The sequence below is a fragment of the Streptococcus parasanguinis genome (assembly GCF_023109675.1).
GTDB classification, from domain to species: domain Bacteria; phylum Bacillota; class Bacilli; order Lactobacillales; family Streptococcaceae; genus Streptococcus; species Streptococcus parasanguinis_I.
On sequence record NZ_JALDUR010000004.1, the window covers coordinates 133,636 to 151,291 of the forward strand.

18 protein-coding genes and 2 pseudogenes are annotated in these 17,656 nt (G+C 34.7%); 7 read left to right on the forward strand and 13 right to left on the reverse strand.

All coding sequences use genetic code 11. The features are described from left to right. Window positions 1-2 precede the first annotated feature (2 nt). On the reverse strand, window positions 3-2,165 hold the full coding sequence (locus tag M1G14_RS04800) for an alpha-galactosidase (RefSeq protein ID WP_247926363.1): 2,163 nt from the start codon (window positions 2,163-2,165) through the stop codon (window positions 3-5). A 161-nt stretch (window positions 2,166-2,326) separates the two neighbouring features. On the opposite strand from M1G14_RS04800, the gene M1G14_RS04805 reads away from it, so the two are divergent. From M1G14_RS04805 to birA, 3 genes are all read left to right on the forward strand, one after another. Next, window positions 2,327-3,160, forward strand: coding sequence for an AraC family transcriptional regulator (locus tag M1G14_RS04805; protein WP_129299152.1), 834 nt, complete (start codon window positions 2,327-2,329; stop codon window positions 3,158-3,160). A 67-nt stretch (window positions 3,161-3,227) separates the two neighbouring features. Further along, on the forward strand, window positions 3,228-4,235 hold the full coding sequence (locus tag M1G14_RS04810) for a LacI family DNA-binding transcriptional regulator (RefSeq protein ID WP_247926364.1): 1,008 nt from the start codon (window positions 3,228-3,230) through the stop codon (window positions 4,233-4,235). A gap of 14 nt (window positions 4,236-4,249) precedes the next feature. Then, window positions 4,250-5,191: a bifunctional biotin--[acetyl-CoA-carboxylase] ligase/biotin operon repressor BirA gene (birA, locus tag M1G14_RS04815; protein ID WP_125826428.1), complete on the forward strand. Its 942-nt coding sequence runs from the start codon at window positions 4,250-4,252 to the stop codon at window positions 5,189-5,191. 1,146 nt (window positions 5,192-6,337) lie between these two features. Here birA and M1G14_RS04820 read toward each other — a convergent pair. The 10 genes from M1G14_RS04820 to M1G14_RS04865 all read right to left on the reverse strand — a co-directional run bounded on the left by M1G14_RS04820 (window position 6,338) and on the right by M1G14_RS04865 (window position 11,289). Continuing rightward, entirely contained in the window at window positions 6,338-6,736 is a 399-nt protein-coding gene (locus M1G14_RS04820; protein ID WP_042766271.1) for a hypothetical protein, read from the reverse strand. A 291-nt stretch (window positions 6,737-7,027) separates the two neighbouring features. Beyond that, on the reverse strand, window positions 7,028-7,390 hold the full coding sequence (locus tag M1G14_RS04825) for a hypothetical protein (protein WP_003007834.1): 363 nt from the start codon (window positions 7,388-7,390) through the stop codon (window positions 7,028-7,030). Window positions 7,391-7,588: 198 nt separating this feature from the next. Further along, window positions 7,589-7,792 (reverse strand): CsbD family protein, encoded by a 204-nt coding sequence (locus tag M1G14_RS04830; RefSeq protein WP_021153475.1) that lies wholly within the window; start codon window positions 7,790-7,792, stop codon window positions 7,589-7,591. A gap of 412 nt (window positions 7,793-8,204) precedes the next feature. Then, on the reverse strand, window positions 8,205-8,444 hold the full coding sequence (locus M1G14_RS04835; protein WP_003007835.1) for a GlsB/YeaQ/YmgE family stress response membrane protein: 240 nt from the start codon (window positions 8,442-8,444) through the stop codon (window positions 8,205-8,207). 616 nt (window positions 8,445-9,060) lie between these two features. Next, on the reverse strand, window positions 9,061-9,264 hold the full coding sequence (locus tag M1G14_RS04840; RefSeq protein WP_247926365.1) for a CsbD family protein: 204 nt from the start codon (window positions 9,262-9,264) through the stop codon (window positions 9,061-9,063). A 117-nt stretch (window positions 9,265-9,381) separates the two neighbouring features. Further along, window positions 9,382-9,585: a CsbD family protein gene (locus M1G14_RS04845; RefSeq protein WP_021153476.1), complete on the reverse strand. Its 204-nt coding sequence runs from the start codon at window positions 9,583-9,585 to the stop codon at window positions 9,382-9,384. A gap of 45 nt (window positions 9,586-9,630) precedes the next feature. Beyond that, window positions 9,631-10,209, reverse strand: a complete 579-nt coding sequence (locus tag M1G14_RS04850; RefSeq protein ID WP_247926366.1) for an Asp23/Gls24 family envelope stress response protein — start codon at window positions 10,207-10,209, stop codon at window positions 9,631-9,633. A 12-nt stretch (window positions 10,210-10,221) separates the two neighbouring features. After that, complete coding sequence (locus M1G14_RS04855; RefSeq protein WP_042760021.1) at window positions 10,222-10,392, reverse strand: DUF2273 domain-containing protein; 171 nt, start codon at window positions 10,390-10,392, stop codon at window positions 10,222-10,224. 11 nt (window positions 10,393-10,403) lie between these two features. Then, a complete protein-coding gene (gene amaP / locus M1G14_RS04860) occupies window positions 10,404-10,970 on the reverse strand; it encodes an alkaline shock response membrane anchor protein AmaP (protein WP_201090180.1) in 567 nt (188 codons plus the stop codon). Window positions 10,971-11,049: 79 nt separating this feature from the next. Beyond that, window positions 11,050-11,289: a GlsB/YeaQ/YmgE family stress response membrane protein gene (locus M1G14_RS04865; protein ID WP_024055657.1), complete on the reverse strand. Its 240-nt coding sequence runs from the start codon at window positions 11,287-11,289 to the stop codon at window positions 11,050-11,052. Window positions 11,290-11,942: 653 nt separating this feature from the next. Between M1G14_RS04865 and M1G14_RS04870 the strand changes: the two genes are divergently transcribed. The 3 genes and pseudogenes from M1G14_RS04870 to M1G14_RS04880 all read left to right on the forward strand — a co-directional run bounded on the left by M1G14_RS04870 (window position 11,943) and on the right by M1G14_RS04880 (window position 14,412). After that, window positions 11,943-12,431 (forward strand): hypothetical protein, encoded by a 489-nt coding sequence (locus M1G14_RS04870; RefSeq protein WP_024056044.1) that lies wholly within the window; start codon window positions 11,943-11,945, stop codon window positions 12,429-12,431. Window positions 12,432-12,524: 93 nt separating this feature from the next. Beyond that, window positions 12,525-12,959: pseudogene (locus M1G14_RS04875) on the forward strand (diacylglycerol/lipid kinase family protein); the annotation flags it as partial. A 104-nt stretch (window positions 12,960-13,063) separates the two neighbouring features. After that, window positions 13,064-14,412, forward strand: a protein-coding gene (locus M1G14_RS04880; RefSeq protein WP_105026051.1) for an IS3 family transposase whose coding sequence is annotated in 2 segments (ribosomal slippage) — window positions 13,064-13,514 and window positions 13,514-14,412 — 1,350 coding nt in all. Because the reading frame shifts where the segments join, the coding sequence is not laid out codon by codon here. Window positions 14,413-15,886: 1,474 nt separating this feature from the next. Here M1G14_RS04880 and M1G14_RS04885 read toward each other — a convergent pair. Further along, window positions 15,887-16,066, reverse strand: a pseudogene (locus M1G14_RS04885) (hypothetical protein); the annotation flags it as partial. A gap of 63 nt (window positions 16,067-16,129) precedes the next feature. Here M1G14_RS04885 and M1G14_RS04890 point away from each other — a divergent pair. Beyond that, window positions 16,130-16,336 carry a hypothetical protein gene (locus tag M1G14_RS04890; RefSeq protein WP_042759375.1) on the forward strand — a complete coding sequence of 69 codons (207 nt, stop codon included), beginning with the start codon at window positions 16,130-16,132 and terminating at the stop codon, window positions 16,334-16,336. A gap of 705 nt (window positions 16,337-17,041) precedes the next feature. Here M1G14_RS04890 and M1G14_RS04895 read toward each other — a convergent pair. Continuing rightward, entirely contained in the window at window positions 17,042-17,329 is a 288-nt protein-coding gene (locus tag M1G14_RS04895) for a hypothetical protein (RefSeq protein ID WP_229027490.1), read from the reverse strand. Window positions 17,330-17,656 lie beyond the last annotated feature (327 nt).

Sequence of the window (17,656 nt, forward strand, 5' to 3'; positions counted from 1 at the left end):
TTTTATTTTTTGACAAAAACATATTGTTTGCTGAGGAAATCTCCTTGAGGAAGAACGACGGTTAAGCCGGCATACATGAGCTCAGCTCCTGAATAGACTTGGTTCGTCCCTTCTAAGCGATAGAGCGCATCTTCTTCCAATCCTTTGAGTTTCAGGGTCGGCTCGATCTCCTCAACCGTTGATAAGACCCGTACATAGGTTACAACCGTGCGGTCTTGATAAGTGAACTGGACGGCTGCTTGATTGCTACCTTGGCTTGGATTGATCAAGCGGTAGTGTTTTCCGAACTGAACAAGTGGTCGAATCGTTTTGTAATGAGCGACTTGAGCTGCGATCCGATCCAACTCTTCTTGCGGAAGACTGGTTAGATCTAATTCATAGCCCAGATTTCCCATCATGGCTACATGTCCACGCGTTTCAAGTGGTGTCATCCGTCCCATCTGGTGATTTGGCACCGCTGATACGTGAGCTCCCATAGAAATGGTTGGATAGAGATAACTAGATCCATACTGGATGGGAAGTCTGGCCATGGCATCCGTATTGTCACTTGCCCACACTTGAGGGAAGTAACGCATCATACCAAGGTCATTGCGACCACCACCACCGGAGCAGGACTCAAAGAGGATGTTGTCGTACTTCTCCGTCAAGTAGGAAACCACTTCATAGAGGCCCAAGATATAAGCATGGGATTGCATCTTGGTTTCAAGGTAGGTTTTCCCATTTCCAAGCTTGGTGATATTGCGGTTCATATCCCATTTGATATAGTCGATCTCATGGTTTCCAAGTAAGTCATCCAAGACCTGCTTGATATAGTCCACTACTTCTCTATTTGAGAAATCGAGTACCAGTTGATTTCGTGAATAGGTGTGTTCGTAGCCTGGGACTTGAATAGCCCAGTCCGGATGAGCCCGATAGAGGTCGCTATCAACAGAAATCATTTCTGGCTCCACCCAAAGGCCAAATTGAAGTCCCTTGTCGTGGATGCCTTGGATCAGTTCTGCTAGGCTTCCCCCTAATTTTTCTTCATTAACGGTCCAGTCACCGAGGGCCCGATTGTCATCATACCGATTGCCAAACCAACCATCATCAAGAACAAAGAGTTCGATGCCCACTTTTTGAGCTTCGTCTGCTAGCTCCAATAATTTGTCTTTTTTGAAATCAAAGTAGGTGGCTTCCCAGTTATTGATCAGGATCGGACGTTCTTTATAAGCAAACGGTGCTGGAATAATATGGCTTTGAACAAAAGCTTGGCTCTCTTGGCTAAGACCGGTCAATCCCTGATGGGAGTATGTGATCATGGCCACTGGCGTATCAAAACTCTGATTTGCTTCCAATTCCCAGGCGAAGTTTTCAGGATTGATTCCTAGTCCAACCCGAACTTCATTGAGTTGATTTTTCTGAACAAAAGCTTCAAAATTTCCACTGTAGAGCAGTTGGAAGGCAAGAGCAGAACCCGCATCTTCTGTCACTTCATGATCAGCGAGAATAAGGGCTGGGGTCTGGGCGTGTCCAGAAGCACCACGGTTAGAGCTGATGGAGAAGATTCCTTGCTCCACTTGCTGACGGCGGACTGTTTTTTCTCTCGCATAGGCCCCTTGAAGGGTGATGACATCATAGTCACCTGCTGGGACATCTGCCATCACACTAAGAGCCTTGTGAATCACGACGGTTTCGTCACCATAGTTTTCAATCTTAGAAAAGCTAGTGATAGTAGCCTGATCCTCGTAGGCGGTGTAGTAGAGGGTCAAACGAAGGGCTGCTTGATCATCTTCAAAGACCAAGGCCAAGGTTTCAGCCTGATCTCCTGTATGTGGATTCGGAAGACCGGTCGCCTCGACACTACCAGAGTAGATATTGGCTCCGACATAGAGGAAATCCGTCACCTCTGTGGCTCCGTGCTGGATCTGGATAGACGGTTTTCGAAAATCTCCTAGTCCGTGCTGGCCCAAGACCTGTCGCTGGGTATCCAAGCTAAAGGTTCGATTGTCAGGTGTGAGATTTCCTGAGAAAGCATGGTCCTTCTCATGCACTGTATTGGAAAAATGATAAGACGAGATCGGACGCCCCAGATGCTTAAGCATCAGGTAGCCATCGCGATTTTCAAGGATCAGGCTCAGTCCCTTACTTTCTACATAGAACAAATTTTGTTCGATACGAATTGCCATATCTTCCTCCATTGGATCCTATAAAATATCACTATGTATTTTTAAATTCAGTTCCAATATTTTTCTTTTTTTACATGTCTTTATTTTACTTGATGTAAACGCTTTCGAAAATAGAATTTTGTTGGACATATATGGTAAAATGTTAGGTAGGAGGTTTCCCTATGTTAGTCTTTTCTGAATACCAAACCGATACCATTGACCTAGCCCTTGATTTTTATGGCTACGAAGATTGCCCGAAGAACTATGAATTTGGCCCTAGCGTCCGAGATAATTTTGTCCTGCATTTTATTACAGAAGGGAAGGGAGTCTTCCACTTCAATAAAAAAGAAATCCACCTAGAGGCTGGGGATCTCTTTCTCCTCCCTAAAAATATGGTGACCTACTACAAGGCCGATGCCGAAGAACCTTGGTCCTACTACTGGATTGGCATCAGTGGCACCAAGGTGAGTGATTTCATGCGTTTTTCAACCCTGCATGAAAAAGGTTTTCTAAAGAAAACAGAGGTGGAAACAGAAAAGATTGGCCAGTTTATGGAGCAACTCGTCCACAAAGCAGAGGCTTCAAAGATGACTTCGCACTACCAACTCCACCTTCTCTCTCAGATCTATGAACTGCTATTTCTTATCAGTGAAGTGGCTCCCGATATCCATCGGAGCCATCCATCTCCCACCTATCAGCTCTATCTGACCTGCAAGCATATGATTGAGACGCATTACAATAAAGATCATCTAAGTATTCAAGAGATCGCCGATGACCTCAATGTCCATCGGTCTTACCTAACAACTGTTTTTAAGGAGTTTCACCAGATCTCTCCCAAAGAATTCCTGCACTCGGTCCGCATGCAGCGAGCCCAGCAATTGCTGGCCAACACAGACGAGAGCATCAAGATTGTAGCTTACTCAGTGGGTTTTTCAGATCCCCTCTATTTTTCAAAGGCTTTTAAGGCCTATAGCCAACTGACTCCTAGCCAATATCGTAGCAAACATAAAATTTAGTAAAATTTCATTTCTTTTTACTAGTATTTAGAGTATACTGGAAGTAGAAATCAATAAAGGATGAACCATGGCAACGATTAAAGACATTGCAGAAAAAGCAGGCGTTTCTCAGGCAACGGTCTCTCGCGTCCTCAACCAGGATGCAACCTTATCGGTTGGTGAAGACACGCGCAGTCGGATTCTTCGCATCGCTGAGGAACTGCATTACCAAAAGAAAAGCCGCAAAACAGCGCCTCAACCAGTCGAAGATTCTCATAAAATCGTCATCTTTGAATGGTACACGCGCGAAGAAGAATTAGAGGACCTCTACTACTATGCCATTCGGATGGGCTTGGAGAAACAAGCCCAGGAATTAGGCTATGAGATCTTTCGTATCTTCAACAAGGACGATTGGTCTTTGATTCAGGAGGCAGACGGCATTATTGCTCTTGGGAAATTCAGTCCCAAGACCATTCAAGATTTAGAAAGCTACGGCAAACCCCTGATCTTTGTCGATAGCAATACCCTCTATCTGGGGCATTCTTGCGTGACGACCGATTTAGAAGATTCTGTTATCACCGCTCTCGAGTATTTCCTTGAGCATGGCCACAAGGAGATCGGGCTCTTGGTCGGGCAGGAAGAGACGGCAGATGCGACACCGTTACAGATGGATCCCCGTCAACGGACCTTTCAACAGTTTCTCACGGAAAAAGGACTTTATGAGGAACGCTTTGTCTCTGTTGGGCAATTCTCGACCGAGTCGGGTTATCAGATGATGGAGCAACTGATTCAAGCACTGGGCGACGACTTGCCAACTGCCTTTTTCATGGCCAGTGATGCCATAGCTGTTGGGGCCCTTCGGTCCCTTCAGGAGCACCAAATCGCAGTACCTGATCGCGTCAGTCTCATTTCCTTCAATGATACCTCGATTGCTAAGTATGTCTTTCCGGCCCTCTCTACAGTGACCGTATACACAGAAGAAATGGGCAAGCAAGCCATTCAGCTGTTGCGGCAAACCTTTCAAGGGAGTCAATCAAGTGTTCCCTGCATGGTCAAATTAGCCACCAAACTGACGATTCGAGACAGCAGTCGCTAGGAGGTCTTAGTCTTATGAAAACACACGAAATCCTCTTTCAAACCCTTTCTCAGGCAGATGATTACGTCAACGGGGAACAGTTGGCAAAAGAATTAGGTGTTTCTCGCACCTCCATCTGGAAAGCTATTCAGCGCCTGGAAAAAGATGGGGTCGTCATCGAATCCCTAAAAAAGAAGGGTTATAGACTGGTCTCAGGCGATATTCTGCTTCCTGAAGTCATCGCAAACAATACCCAGTTGACCGTTACTTTGAATGAAGAATGTCATTCTACCCAATTGGACGCAAAATTAGGCATGGAAGCCCATAAAGAGGGCAGGGCTCTCTACCTGGCCAAATCCCAATCTGCTGGAAAGGGCCGCTTTGGTCGCGACTACTACTCTCCCGATCAAGGCGGCATCTATATGTCTCTTCATCTCAAGCCCCAACTCCCACCTGCGGAGCTCCCCCCTTATACCCTCATGGTCGCAGGAGCCATCTATAAGGCTATTAAAAATCTGACCCTGATCGATGTCGATATCAAATGGGTCAATGATATTTACTATCGCCATAAAAAAATTGGGGGAATCCTAACCGAAGCTATCACATCCATCGAGACTGGCCTTGTCACGGATGTCATTATCGGAGTCGGTCTCAATTTGGCTATCTCTACTTTTCCAGATGAGCTAGAAAGTAAGGCTGGTTCCTTATTTGAAGGCCCTTGTCCCATCACCCGCAATGACCTCATCAGCGAGATTTGGAGAGAATTTCTTCATAGGGATATCGATGAACTGGTCTACCTCTACAAAGAGCGCTCCCTGGTCTTAGGACGAACTGTCACCTTTGAGCAGAACCAGCAGACCTATCAGGGCCTCGCCAAAGACATCTCCGATACCGGCCAACTCTTGGTCCAGTTAGAAAATCAAGAAGAAATCTGGCTCAATAGTGGCGAAATTTCCCTCAAGCAGTGGAATCTATAAAACAGAGCTCACAACTCAAAAAAGAGTCTGGGACAAAACACTGTCTCAGACTCTTTTGTGTGAAGATATATCAAAACTTTTTAAACCAATTCTTGATATACTCTAAGCATATATCCAGTAAGAATTTGATAAATAATAATACAATTCCAATCTTCACAAACATGTAATATTTAAATGTGTCATCAAATTCATGCACACGGATCGGAAAGGTGAAGATATTAGACGGATTGATAAGAAAATATAGTGAGATACAAATAGATAAAACCAACGCCACTATAAAAATTTTTTTATGTATTTGCATTTTTTACCTTTTCCTTTCTTGTTTTCCAACATTAAATACCAATTACCAATTTTATATAGCCTGATTAATTCTTTCATTCCCCTTTCTACCAGGCTATTTTATAGTTCTTACACCTTCATCATATACAAATTTCAAAATAATACAAGTCTGTTTTTCTAATTATTTTTTTGATATAATAATAAAGTTTGAATGTTAAACAAAAAACTCAGTAACTATCCCAACAAACTCTATAAAATTAACTTTTTAGATAGCACCATGATATATTTAAGCTACTAAACAGTTCAATTCAGTAGGTTTTTTGCCCCATTTTTAAATCATGATATTGAAAACACCTAAAAGCACCTTCCGAAATTCATTTATATTTCAATATTTTTAATTACTCTCAATATGAAAACTCCTTTCCAAATCCATACAGGGGACATCTAAATCAACAGGAAAAAGCCTTGGTAACCAAGGCTTTTTTGCTTGTCATTTTGTTTTTTGTACCAAATAATTATAAAAGTTTTCTAACGTTATCAAATTCTTCATTTAGTTTCTCTTGTAGTGTATGACCATATACTGCTCTTCTTCTATAGCCTGAGACCCTTTTGATGAAAATTAATCCGCAGAAAAAGTAAATGCTTCTAGTAAAACATTATCTGCTCATACTGCTTTATTACATTCTTGGGTATGTAATAAAACCAGCACAATCAAGAAGAGATTAATAATTAGTAATGCAAGTATTTTATTATGTTTGATTTCCATAACTATTTTATGGTCGGTCGCCTTCTTCTTATCAAAAGGTTTTGAAAAATAAAATTGTCAATATACTAATAACTAAATTTAAAGAGAGTTTTTCAACTCTCTTATTTTCTTATCTCACATAAATATTTCACATGTCCAGGCTCATCAAATTCATTTTTCTCAATAGCATACGCCACATTTGTATCCTTATTGAGAAATAGTATCATAGAATATGGTGCCATGAAGCTTGCTTTCTCTTCTAAAAACCAAGAATCAAAACACTGGTCTCCTTCGTACAACACAATTCTTTCATAGTCATCTACATCTTCACTTCCTGAAAGGCGTGCTCTTACTTCAAAATTAGCGCTAGGCTCTTTTCTTAAAAGATCACCAATCCAATATGTAGCTTGTTGAAGTGAATAGAAATCAGCAATTCCCCAACGGAAATAATCTCCCATTTTTTCTTCTACAAATTCAAAATCTTCAGTGGTGTCCATATCTCTAAAACTTGTTATTCTCATATAGTATTCTCACTTTCTATTTATACAACTTGTTTCTATTTTACAGCAAGCAACAAGGCTAGCTTGTTATTTAAAGGATCTTTCTTAGTTGTAGTAATTTGATTCAAATTCTTATATAAATTTATTATATCAAATTTATGTAATTTTGTCAATTTTGTCAGATTTAGTACACACTAGGATAACTGAGAGTCAAATCTTGACCTAGGAGATACACAATATAAAAACGCTTAATCCCTTTGTATAGGATAAGCGTTAAATGACAAGAGCAAAAGAAAAGATTAATTATTGTGGTCAATTTTCATCTAAATCCTTCAGTGCCTTCTTATAAGCCTCACTATTTTTCTTATAATAATCACGCTCTACACCAGAGATATCTACAGTAAAGACGCCATCTTCATATGTATAACTTGTTGTACGGTTTAACATTTGCGAGCCCATTAACTCAATTTTTTCATTCTTTCGATCAATTACAAAGTTGTCAGCAACACTACTATCAAGTATCCCTTTATTTCCTGAGATAGTAAATGCTCGTTCATTTCTAGATTCACTAACCCAATAATATTCCCCATCCAAAGTCTGATTTCTTTGATTAGAGCATGAAATTAAAGGCATACTCAAAATCGTTAAAAATAGTAGAATCAATATTTTATTCATTGTAATACCTCCTTAATTGTTAATGTTATAACAAAATACCATTACAGGAATACTACGAAAATATCTACGATAACAGCAATTTTTAAAAATGTCTGTTACAATAGCAAATTAATCTCACAAAATCAAAAACGCACTCTATTCTCCATAGTGGAGCTAATTAGAATGCGTCATTAGGGACTAAAAGATGACTATTATCAACTATTTATCGTCACCTTTAATCATATTTTTAACGCCTTCGATTGCTCCTTCAACAGCATCTTTTGCGTCTTCTGCGACTTCTTTAACTTTAGAAACTACTTTTTCAGCAGCTCCTTCTTTTTCTGTTTTCTTATCGCCAGTCAATTTACCAAATCCTTCTTTGACTGTACCTTTTGCTTGATTGATTTTTTCTTCTGTAGACATACTATTACCTCCATCTGTAATATATTTTATTTTATATCAAAAGAAAATCGATTTTTCGCTTAAATCTTATGCTAAGTGTGCCATCATTCAGTTAAATTGAAATAGTGCTTTACTTAGGTTTATTTGATTATATCGGCTTATAGCCTCTATAATCTTATTGTAAAAGTTAATATGAACAGAACTAAAAATTGTATAGAGTATGTTGATCTAACACGAAAAATCGATTATACTTATGACTTATTTGTCATCACCATTAAATAAATTCTTTACATCTTTGATTGCGCCTTAAACAACATCTTTTACTTAGTTGCTTTTTCTTCTGTGATTTTGAAATAACGATCTTTTCAAAACTACAATCAAATCATAATCTTTTCCTGTTATAAAGATTATGATCTATTTTTGAAAAAAGAAATTATTCCTTCTTCCCTAAGAAGAATGAAACGACACAAACAACAATGACAGCTCCCGCAATTGAAGGAAGCAATGCCATACCTGCCAAAGATGGTCCCCAAGTACCCAAAAGAGATTGTCCAACTGATGAACCAATTAAACCTGCTAAAACATTAGCAATGATACCCATTGAACCACCCTTTTTTGTGATTCCTCCTGCAATGAGACCAATAAGGCCTCCTACAATAATAGACCAAAGCATAATAGGACTCCTTTCTATCTCAAAGAAACGCTATTTAAATCATATTCAATAAGCAAGTATGATGAATATAACATTTTTGTATTTTGCTTTTTTAGCTAAAAGTTTCTTATTGAATAAAAATTAAAGCGCTTACTTTTCTAGAGATAATATAATTATAGACTATTTTTTATAGGGAGTCAACTAAAATACTTGACTTTTTTAAAATTGTTAAAATATATTAAATTATAAAACAAAATACCTAAATAGTATTATTGTTTGTGATCAAAAAATAGAAAATATATGTTGAATCATTCTATTGTATATTGATTTATATGTATTTTCTGCTTTTAAATTATGTCTTATCTCACTTTATTTTTTATAGTTATTTACATTTGTTTAATGTATAAAATAAATACAAAGTGTGTATTTCATTAATTTTTAAAGCAAAGCAGAAATGTAGCTAATTGCTTATATCATTAAAAGATTTTTTTAGATTCTCAACATATCTGTATAGTAACAGCCTCTTAAAAATTTTGATCAAAAAGCACCCCATCTTCTATAGTAGATATAAAAACTATAGAATTTAGGGTGCTTTTTTAGGATAGACTAGTTGTGATTGAATGATAACAAATAACTACTATTTGTCGTCACCTTTAATCATATTTTTAACGCCTTCGATTGCTCCTTCAACAGCATCCTTTGCGTCTTCGGCAACTTCTTTAACTTTAGAAATTACTTTTTCAGCAGTTCCTTCTTTTTCTGTTTTTTCATCGCCAGTTAGTTCACCAATTTTTTCTTTTACAGCACCTTTTGCTTGGTTTAATTTTTCTTCAGTTGACATAGTCTTGCCTCCGTTATAATTTATTTATTCTATGAATAATTTTTACTCGAATTAAATCTGATCGTCATTTAACCTATTAGTTGGCTTATGACCATTTACCATCTTTTATCTTGACAACTATTTGTCGTCACCTTTAATCATATTTTTAACGCCTTCGATTGCTCCTTCAACAGCATCTTTTGCGTCTTCTGCGACTTCTTTAACTTTAGAAACTACTTTTTCAGCAGCCCCTTCTTTTTCTGTTTTCTTGTCGCCAGTCAATTTACCGAATCCTTCTTTGACTGCTCCTTTTGCTTGGTTTACTTTTTCTTCTGTAGACATGGTCTTACCTCCGTTTGTATATGTTTTTATATATCCAAATTCAAATTAATGAACACGTGGTTTTTCATTTGATGAAGAGTCAGTTACAGCTTCTACGCCTTCACCAACTTTTTCTTTAACTGCTGAGAATCCATTTCCTAAACCTGTTTTAACATTTTCAAACTGTTCAGATGCGAATTCACCTGTTGATTCAACAACTCCAGTCACACGATCTTGCAAGCTTACTGAGTCAGCTTCATGTTGTTCTTTTGTTTTAATATCAACAACATTCACATTCACTTCAACAACTTCCAAGTCAGTCATCTTAGAAACTTGTGATACAACTACATCTTTAATGTGTTTGTATATTTCAGGAACATTCTTTTGATATTCAACCACGACATTCAAGTCGACAGCAACTTGTTCTTTACCAACTTCAACGTTTACTCCGTTAGCAACATTGTCAGTGTTGATAATCTTATCAGTTAGATTAGAGAAAAATCCTCCATCAACAGCCAACAAGCCATTTACTTTTTCTAAAGAAAGTCCGATAATTTTTTGAATGACTTTGTCTTCGTAAGTCAATTCACCCTTCACATCTTCTGCTTTTGCATTAGTTTCTTTGATATTTTTTTCGTTTGACATATGAAACTCCTTTTATTTAAATAAATTTTTCTGTTGTAAATAATATCCAACTCCAGCTCCTAAGACGGCGAAGATTAAAACAAATAATGTTTTAAAGAAACCATAGGAGAGGATGAAGCAAGCTAAAATAATACCTGCTAACCCAGACAGGAGTGGATACTGGTATTTTTTAAACAATTCCATTTTTTATTTCCTTACTTTACACGACTCACAGTTTTTTTAGTTGGTTTTTTAGGCTTATAATCCTTTACAGAAACATTAAGCTTAACACCATGATTAAGTCCAAAAAACTGTGTTAATCCATTACCGATTTCATCTTTTATAGACTGAGTTCTTTTAATAATATTATCTGAAGGAAGAATTTCTCCTTCCACGTAAACTAAACATTTATTTTTCCGACTATTTACACGAACTTTAGGGTTCTTAATGAAGTTGTTTTCATTAACCACACTACGAACAAATCCTTCAATAGCAGAACTTTTTAGTTTTAGTTCACCACCAGCATTTTCTAACTCTATCTCTAAATGTTGTTTAGGATAAAAAATTATCACTAACATAGATAATAAAATTAAAATTGAAAGAACTAAAGTACCCCAAAAAATGTATCTAGAAAGATAATATCCTAAAAAAGAAATCCTCTTCCAATTAATCAAATGGAGCTCTAAACCGCTAACTTTATGATAATCTAGCAAAATAGGAATCAAAATTGTCAAGATTAAAATACAAAATATAAGAGAAAGTATTTTCTTAGATTTTGACATATTGAATCCTTTCACGAATACAATCAAATCATAACCTTGCCCTGTCTTAAAGATTATGATTTATTCTTGAAAAAGAAAATTATTCTTTTTTCCCTAAGAAGAATGAAACTACACTAACAACAATGACAGCTCCTGCAATTGAAGGAAGCAAAGCCATGCCTGCTAAAGATGGGCCCCAACTGCCCAAAAGGGATTGTCCAACTGATGAACCAATTAAACCTGCTAAAACATTAGCAATAATACCCATTGAACCACCTTTTTTGGTAATTCCTCCTGCAATGAGACCAATAAGGCCTCCTACAATAATAGACCATAGCATAATGGGCCACCTTTCTATATCATAGAATATTTATTTAAATATTATCAATCTCCATTGATTAATAATATTATCAATTTGAATTGATAAAATAAATAGTAGAATTTTAGCTAAAATCTTATTTTGGATATTTTTTTCAAAATATTTTTCTTTGATTGATTTAACTATAAACCTTTACCCAAACAAAGTCAACTAAAATGCTTGGGTATTTTTAAAAAGCATAAATATTCTTATAAGATAATGAACCTTTATATAGTAAGATTGTTTGCGTTTTCACAACATTTTAATTTATGTTATTTTATATATTCATTTGTTTATATATCTATAAAAGCGTGTTTAATTTTGTTTGTTTTCTATATTATTTGTTCTATCTCGATCACTAATAAAATGAATAAAAAAATAACTTTATTGTATTTTATGTTTAATTTAAGATGATATATCAGTCTCTATTCGATAGAAATTTGAGCTTTTTTAAAAAAATTTTTTAAAATACTATATTTTATAGAGAATTTTTTATAAAATTTGACGTATACTTTTATAAAATGTATAATATTTATATGTAAGCCTTTCCAAGTTAATTTGACTTTTAGCTTCCATTCCAAGAGTGCCTATTCACGACACTCTAATATTTTATTTAGAGAAATTTGGAGATTATTATGGATTTTAGAGAAATATTGGTTCAACCAGAGCATTCAAAATTAAGCAGCTTCAATACTCAACTTGAAGGTTTTGAAAAACTTTTTAGAGATAAGGACTTGTTAGACATACGAGAAGATTTAACCAAAATTAATAAAGATGAAGTCATCGCTCTTTGTTCAGAAATAAAAGGATATAAATCTGGCTTTTTGGATACATTATCTTTAATTGCTTCAGATTCTAATATAGAGAATTATAGGGATGTCTTTGAAGAGTTATGGACTGAGTATGAATTTGATAATCGTATCGATGATTTACTTGCTCGTTACCCATATACAAACGTTGAAGAACGAATTGATTATAAATTGTTAGAAGAGTACGGAACAACCTCACGCGAAGAGGTAGCCAGAATGATTATCGAGGATTTAGATACTTCATCAGATGGAGAGGCTAAAAAACTATTCCTTCAAGAGTTTCTCTCTATGCAAAAGAGAGAAAATGATAACTAATAATCTTTAATATCTTCATTACCATTTTTTCAGTGTATTAAGAGGAAAAAGTTAATAACATGGCATTATTTTTGTGTTCAAATTTTTCAAAATATAGAAGATAAAACAAAATTTGGGATCTTCGCATATGCATTAAATACAATGAAGTCAATCATAAAAGACGATGTGTTTAATATTCATATTGAAACTGAAAATGGAAGTTATAACGGTGAGGCCAGTCAAGTCTTAGTCTTATTATCCAACTATTACGCTGATAAAAAACTATTTGACGAAAATAAAGATGGATATGAAAATATCTTAATTTTAAAAGATGCCTCCATCCTTTCTAAACTATCTGCAATTCCAGATTTGTTAAAAGGAGATGTTGTGTCAAATGATCACATCGAATATATTAAAGCAAAAAATATTAGAATTTCTTCTGATACTGAGTTAGAATCAGATGTTGACGGTGATAAATCAGATAAACTTCCAGTCAAGATTAAAATACTTGGAAATCATATCGAAGTATACTCATTACCAAAAGAATAATTTATTTTTTCTAATAAAAATCTAAGCGACAAAAAAGAGACTAGCGCATGAACCGCACCCCAAAAGTTAGACAGAAAAAATCTAACTTTTGGGGTGTTTTTATTATGAAATTGACATATAAGGATAAAGTTCAGATATATGAACTTAGAAAACAAGGGCGAAGCTTCAAAGAGCTTTCAAATATATTCGGGATAAATATTCCTAATCTTAGGTACATGATTAAATTGATTGATCGTTACGGTATAGAGTTCGTCAAAAAGGGGAAGAATCGTTATTATTCTCCTAAATTAAAACGAGAAATTATTGATAAAGTTCTGCTTGAAGGTCGTTCACAAATAAGGGTGTCTCTAGATTATGCTCTCCCAAACCAAGGAATGCTTCCAAATTGGCTGGCACAATACAAGAAAAATGGGTATACTATTGTTGAGAAAACAAGAGGGAGAGCACCTAAAATGGGACGCAAGCCAAAGAAAAAACCTGAAGAAATGACAGAGTTAGAACGTCTTCAAGCAGAAAATGAATACCTGAGAGCGGAGAATGCTGTTCTAAAAAAGTTGAGAGAACTCCGATTGAAGGAGGAAAAAGAGCAAGAAGAAAAACGGAAATTGTTCAAGGATTAGTAACAGAGTTTTCTTTAGATATCCTTCTAAAGATTATTAAGCTTGCCCGTTCAACTTATTATTATCACTTAAAACAGCTGGATCAAAGCGATAAGGATGATCAAGTTAAAGCTGAAATTCAGTTAATTTATACTGAGCATAAAGGAAATTACGGCTATCGTCGCATGACTCTAGAATTACGAAATCGTGGCTTCGTAGTGAACCATAAGAAGGTGCAGCGTCTTATGAAAGTACTTGGTTTAACGGCTCGAATTCGCCGTAAACGGAAGTATTCTTCATACCAAGGAGAGGTTGGCAAGAAAGCAGATAACCTTATTCAACGTCAATTTGAAGCAACCAAACCAATGCAAAAGTGCTACACAGATGTGACAGAATTTGCCATTCCAGCAAGCAGTCAAAAGCTTTATTTATCACCAGTTTTAGATGGCTTTAACAGCGAAATTATCTCCTACAATCTTTCTACTTCGCCGAACTTAGTACAAATGAAAGCTATGCTAGAACAAGCCTTTACAGCGAACCATTACGAAAATACAATTCTCCATAGTGACCAAGGATGGCAATACCAACATGATTTCTATCATCATTTTTTAAAGAATAAGGGAATCCAACCATCTATGTCACGTAAGGGAAATAGCCCAGATAACGGTATGATGGAATCTTTCTTTGGCATTCTTAAGTCTGAAATGTTTTATGGTTATGAGAATACGTTTCAGTCACTTGAGCACTTGGAACAAGCTATTGTCGACTATATTGATTACTACAACAACAAACGAATTAAGGTAAAACTAAAAGGACTTAGTCCTGTACAATACAGAACTAAATCCTTTGCTTAAATTAATTGTCTAACTTTTTGGGGTCAGTACAGCATAGTCTCCTTTTTTACTATATAATAGTTAATAAATTTCAAAAATTAATTATAAGAAATTGACTAATTTTATAATTGCTCACGACATAAGATGTTGTTAGATACTTTTACTTTCTAAAAAACCTTTTGCCTATCCAAATATGAATAAGGCTTCTTATCCTCCACCACACATTCTAAACATTCAATTCTAAGATAACCAAAAAATGTTTTTAGCTAATCATTGTCAATTATGTACTTTATTAAGTGAAAACTAAAAATTTTTCAATTGTACATTCATACAAAAACACGGCTCATGAATCATGGCCGTGTTATATTTTACTTAAGCTAGTTAGCTAGTTCTCTTAGTTAATATTTACTTACCTTTTATTTGCTTTAAGTCCTTTATCTCTTTTAGAATACTAAAAATATAGAAACTAAATAGAACTATACATAAAAAAGATAAAACAAAGAAACCAAACGGAAGTTTTCTTCCCATACCAGCTACTACTCCAAGGGATAAAATACCGATAGCCATTATGGAAATTATGAGGATAAACCACAAGTAAATCATGTAAAACTTATAAAGATAACAAAAGGACTTATTTTTTTGTTTAGGCTTATCCTTCCATTTTAAATAAAAGAAATAAGGTGTATTAATAATTAAAATAAATAAAAATCTCATCTCTAGCACAACTTTTTACTTTCTATTTTGGATTTCCCACAAGATCTCCCAACTTCCAAATACCAAGCCAAAAAGAAATTGTTAGCATGATAAAGAATGTAAGGAACATATTATCGACTAGATTTTTACTCATCAAGCATAGTTCTCTAGCTATATAAGGAGACACGGGAAACAAAATGCACTGTACTATGGTAATTATTTTTTTCATGATTCATTAATAATACTGTCACATATGATACAGTATACTCCTTTCTAGGAAAATTTCTTTTTATCCCTATCTTTATTATAGGACTACAGCAATTTAGATTCAATTTTTTATATATGAAAGTAGTTTCAGAATTCGAACTTTAATTTTTTTATTATACCTTGATTATCATTGAAAAAAATGTACAAATCAATTTCTTAGATTTGATAATATGATGAACTATAAAATATACAAAATACCACTCCAGAATAATATACAAAACGAAAATAAAGTACATTTTTTAAAGAACGTACTTTATGCTTCTGTTTCAGTTGTATCAATGGTTTAGTCCATGTTAACTCAATTGTACATAAACTTTTAGTTTTTCTCTTGGTACTTTGCAGAAAAGGAATGATCTGGTATAAGATCATTCCTTTTCTCTCTTTTTCTCTAAGTAATTATATACAATGTACGACGAAGTCGTCATTGCAATGCTTATCCACCACCTAAAGGGAACTTTAAACAACATTGCAAAGAGAAAGAATATAAACAACGAAAATACGTTATACCCAATTAATTTTATTATATATCTCATGATTAAAAGTTAATTCTTCCGTTGTTAGGAACGGCATCATTTTGATCCCATAATTTTGCTAAATAAGTCCCCGGTGATAATAAATTCATAGCGAATTCTAAAGCAACATCATTTACAAACCAACTACCTAGATATCTAGAAATTGCTGAACGAATAGCACTTTTTGCTGCATGTTTTCCTTTTTATTTGTATTCGCTTACATTTTATCATATAATACTAATGTAGTAAAGGAAGAAGGTGTTCTTATGCTAAAAAAATATTTTTCAAAATATAAATGGACTGATTTATTTTGGATTCTATTTGTGATTTTGACATGCATCTATGTAGGAAACCATGATTTGCTTCCTCTTAATCATCAAGAATTCTCTCTTCGTGGTAGTTTCTGGGGATTTATACTTGCATTATTTCACTTACTATTCATTGATAAATTTTTCATCTCTAATCGGAAGTAAAACGATACTAGGTAAAAACTCAATTTCAGGAGAAAATAAAGTAAATCTCCCCACAATAAAACGCATAGTATCAAGGTTCTTCAAAACCTAATATTATGCGTTTTTTGATCTAAAGACTTTTCCCTATTCTTGCTTATTTTGTTGTTGATTATCTTTATATGAATTTTATAGCATAGGCTATCGTCCATATCTGAGGCACTGTGAAACTAAAAACTAGCTCAGTCTCATAGAAGAAGACGAAAAGCCAACCGATAAAAGCGTTAAGACACGCCAACGATTTTTATCACTTTATCCATTTACTACCCCCTTTCACTATTTAATAGTCAATTTAGACGATGCAAAAGTGCGAAAAAAGACAAATGTTTATCTTTCTAAACGGATTAAGTTTTCCCACTTTTAATTGCTTGAATAGTGTTGGAAGCTTTTTTAATATTTCGTCATGATTGGATAAGCAACAGCCAGTTGCAACTGATCGGAGCCCTGACAGTAAGGAATGAGACCCTACTACTAGAACATTAAAAAATGGTGGAAATTTTGGGAATAGCTTTGTACATCCCATCTTTTTTAACTTTATATACATAAAAAAGTCCTCGAACAACAAGGACTTTTTTCGAAAGCTAGGTGACTTAGATAAGTCATCCAGCTTTCAAAATGACTAGTAGGACCGCTTCGTTATTGTCCGACAAAATTTAATATGCTTCAAAACTATATTTTAAACAATTTATTTAATTTTTCTAACTCTAATACACTCATATATACTTCTACTCCAGTAACTACCCCCTTACTATAAATAATTCCACAAGAAAACACAATCCTCTCCTGACTCAAAATATTTGACAATATTACAAAAGATTCCAAAACATAATCCTCTATAGTAATAAAACAATTATTTTCATCTTTGAAAAACTCTATAAATCCAATATCCTTACACTTATCACGTAAATGAAACCTAAGTGATCTTAAAAAATAATCAAAAAACACATCATTTTCCATAGAAAACCCTTTCATTTTTTAAAAACATTCTGATATAATCATACAAAAAATAAAGGAGAACTACAATGAAAAAAATAATTATTTTTATCTTGTTAATCCTCTTAATCTTTCCATTTGTCAAATCTTTTGTTAAACATTTACATTCTTTTTTACACTATCAATGGTTATTGGAATTAGCAAACAAAAAACGGCAATCAGCATTCACTAAATTACCGTTTTTTATTTAAATTCTATTACTATTACTGCCTAAAAACATCAGGTAAATTACTATTAATTACCCTGAGGCCATCGTTTATATATTGACCCAAAACGTCAAATCCGTTATAA

Bases quoted from the DNA above. Each gene is read 5' to 3' on its own strand.
- M1G14_RS04800 (WP_247926363.1), bottom strand. From the start codon at position 2,165: ATGGCAATTCGTATCGAACAAAATTTGTTCTATGTAGAAAGTAAGGGA.
- M1G14_RS04805 (WP_129299152.1), top strand. From the start codon at position 2,327: ATGTTAGTCTTTTCTGAATACCAAACCGATACCATTGACCTAGCCCTT.
- M1G14_RS04810 (WP_247926364.1), top strand. From the start codon at position 3,228: ATGGCAACGATTAAAGACATTGCAGAAAAAGCAGGCGTTTCTCAGGCA.
- birA (WP_125826428.1), top strand. From the start codon at position 4,250: ATGAAAACACACGAAATCCTCTTTCAAACCCTTTCTCAGGCAGATGAT.
- M1G14_RS04820 (WP_042766271.1), bottom strand. From the start codon at position 6,736: ATGAGAATAACAAGTTTTAGAGATATGGACACCACTGAAGATTTTGAA.
- M1G14_RS04825 (WP_003007834.1), bottom strand. From the start codon at position 7,390: ATGAATAAAATATTGATTCTACTATTTTTAACGATTTTGAGTATGCCT.
- M1G14_RS04830 (WP_021153475.1), bottom strand. From the start codon at position 7,792: ATGTCTACAGAAGAAAAAATCAATCAAGCAAAAGGTACAGTCAAAGAA.
- M1G14_RS04835 (WP_003007835.1), bottom strand. From the start codon at position 8,444: ATGCTTTGGTCTATTATTGTAGGAGGCCTTATTGGTCTCATTGCAGGA.
- M1G14_RS04840 (WP_247926365.1), bottom strand. From the start codon at position 9,264: ATGTCAACTGAAGAAAAATTAAACCAAGCAAAAGGTGCTGTAAAAGAA.
- M1G14_RS04845 (WP_021153476.1), bottom strand. From the start codon at position 9,585: ATGTCTACAGAAGAAAAAGTAAACCAAGCAAAAGGAGCAGTCAAAGAA.
- M1G14_RS04850 (WP_247926366.1), bottom strand. From the start codon at position 10,209: ATGTCAAACGAAAAAAATATCAAAGAAACTAATGCAAAAGCAGAAGAT.
- M1G14_RS04855 (WP_042760021.1), bottom strand. From the start codon at position 10,392: ATGGAATTGTTTAAAAAATACCAGTATCCACTCCTGTCTGGGTTAGCA.
- amaP (WP_201090180.1), bottom strand. From the start codon at position 10,970: ATGTCAAAATCTAAGAAAATACTTTCTCTTATATTTTGTATTTTAATC.
- M1G14_RS04865 (WP_024055657.1), bottom strand. From the start codon at position 11,289: ATGCTATGGTCTATTATTGTAGGAGGCCTTATTGGTCTCATTGCAGGA.
- M1G14_RS04870 (WP_024056044.1), top strand. From the start codon at position 11,943: ATGGATTTTAGAGAAATATTGGTTCAACCAGAGCATTCAAAATTAAGC.
- M1G14_RS04890 (WP_042759375.1), top strand. From the start codon at position 16,130: ATGCTAAAAAAATATTTTTCAAAATATAAATGGACTGATTTATTTTGG.
- M1G14_RS04895 (WP_229027490.1), bottom strand. From the start codon at position 17,329: ATGGAAAATGATGTGTTTTTTGATTATTTTTTAAGATCACTTAGGTTT.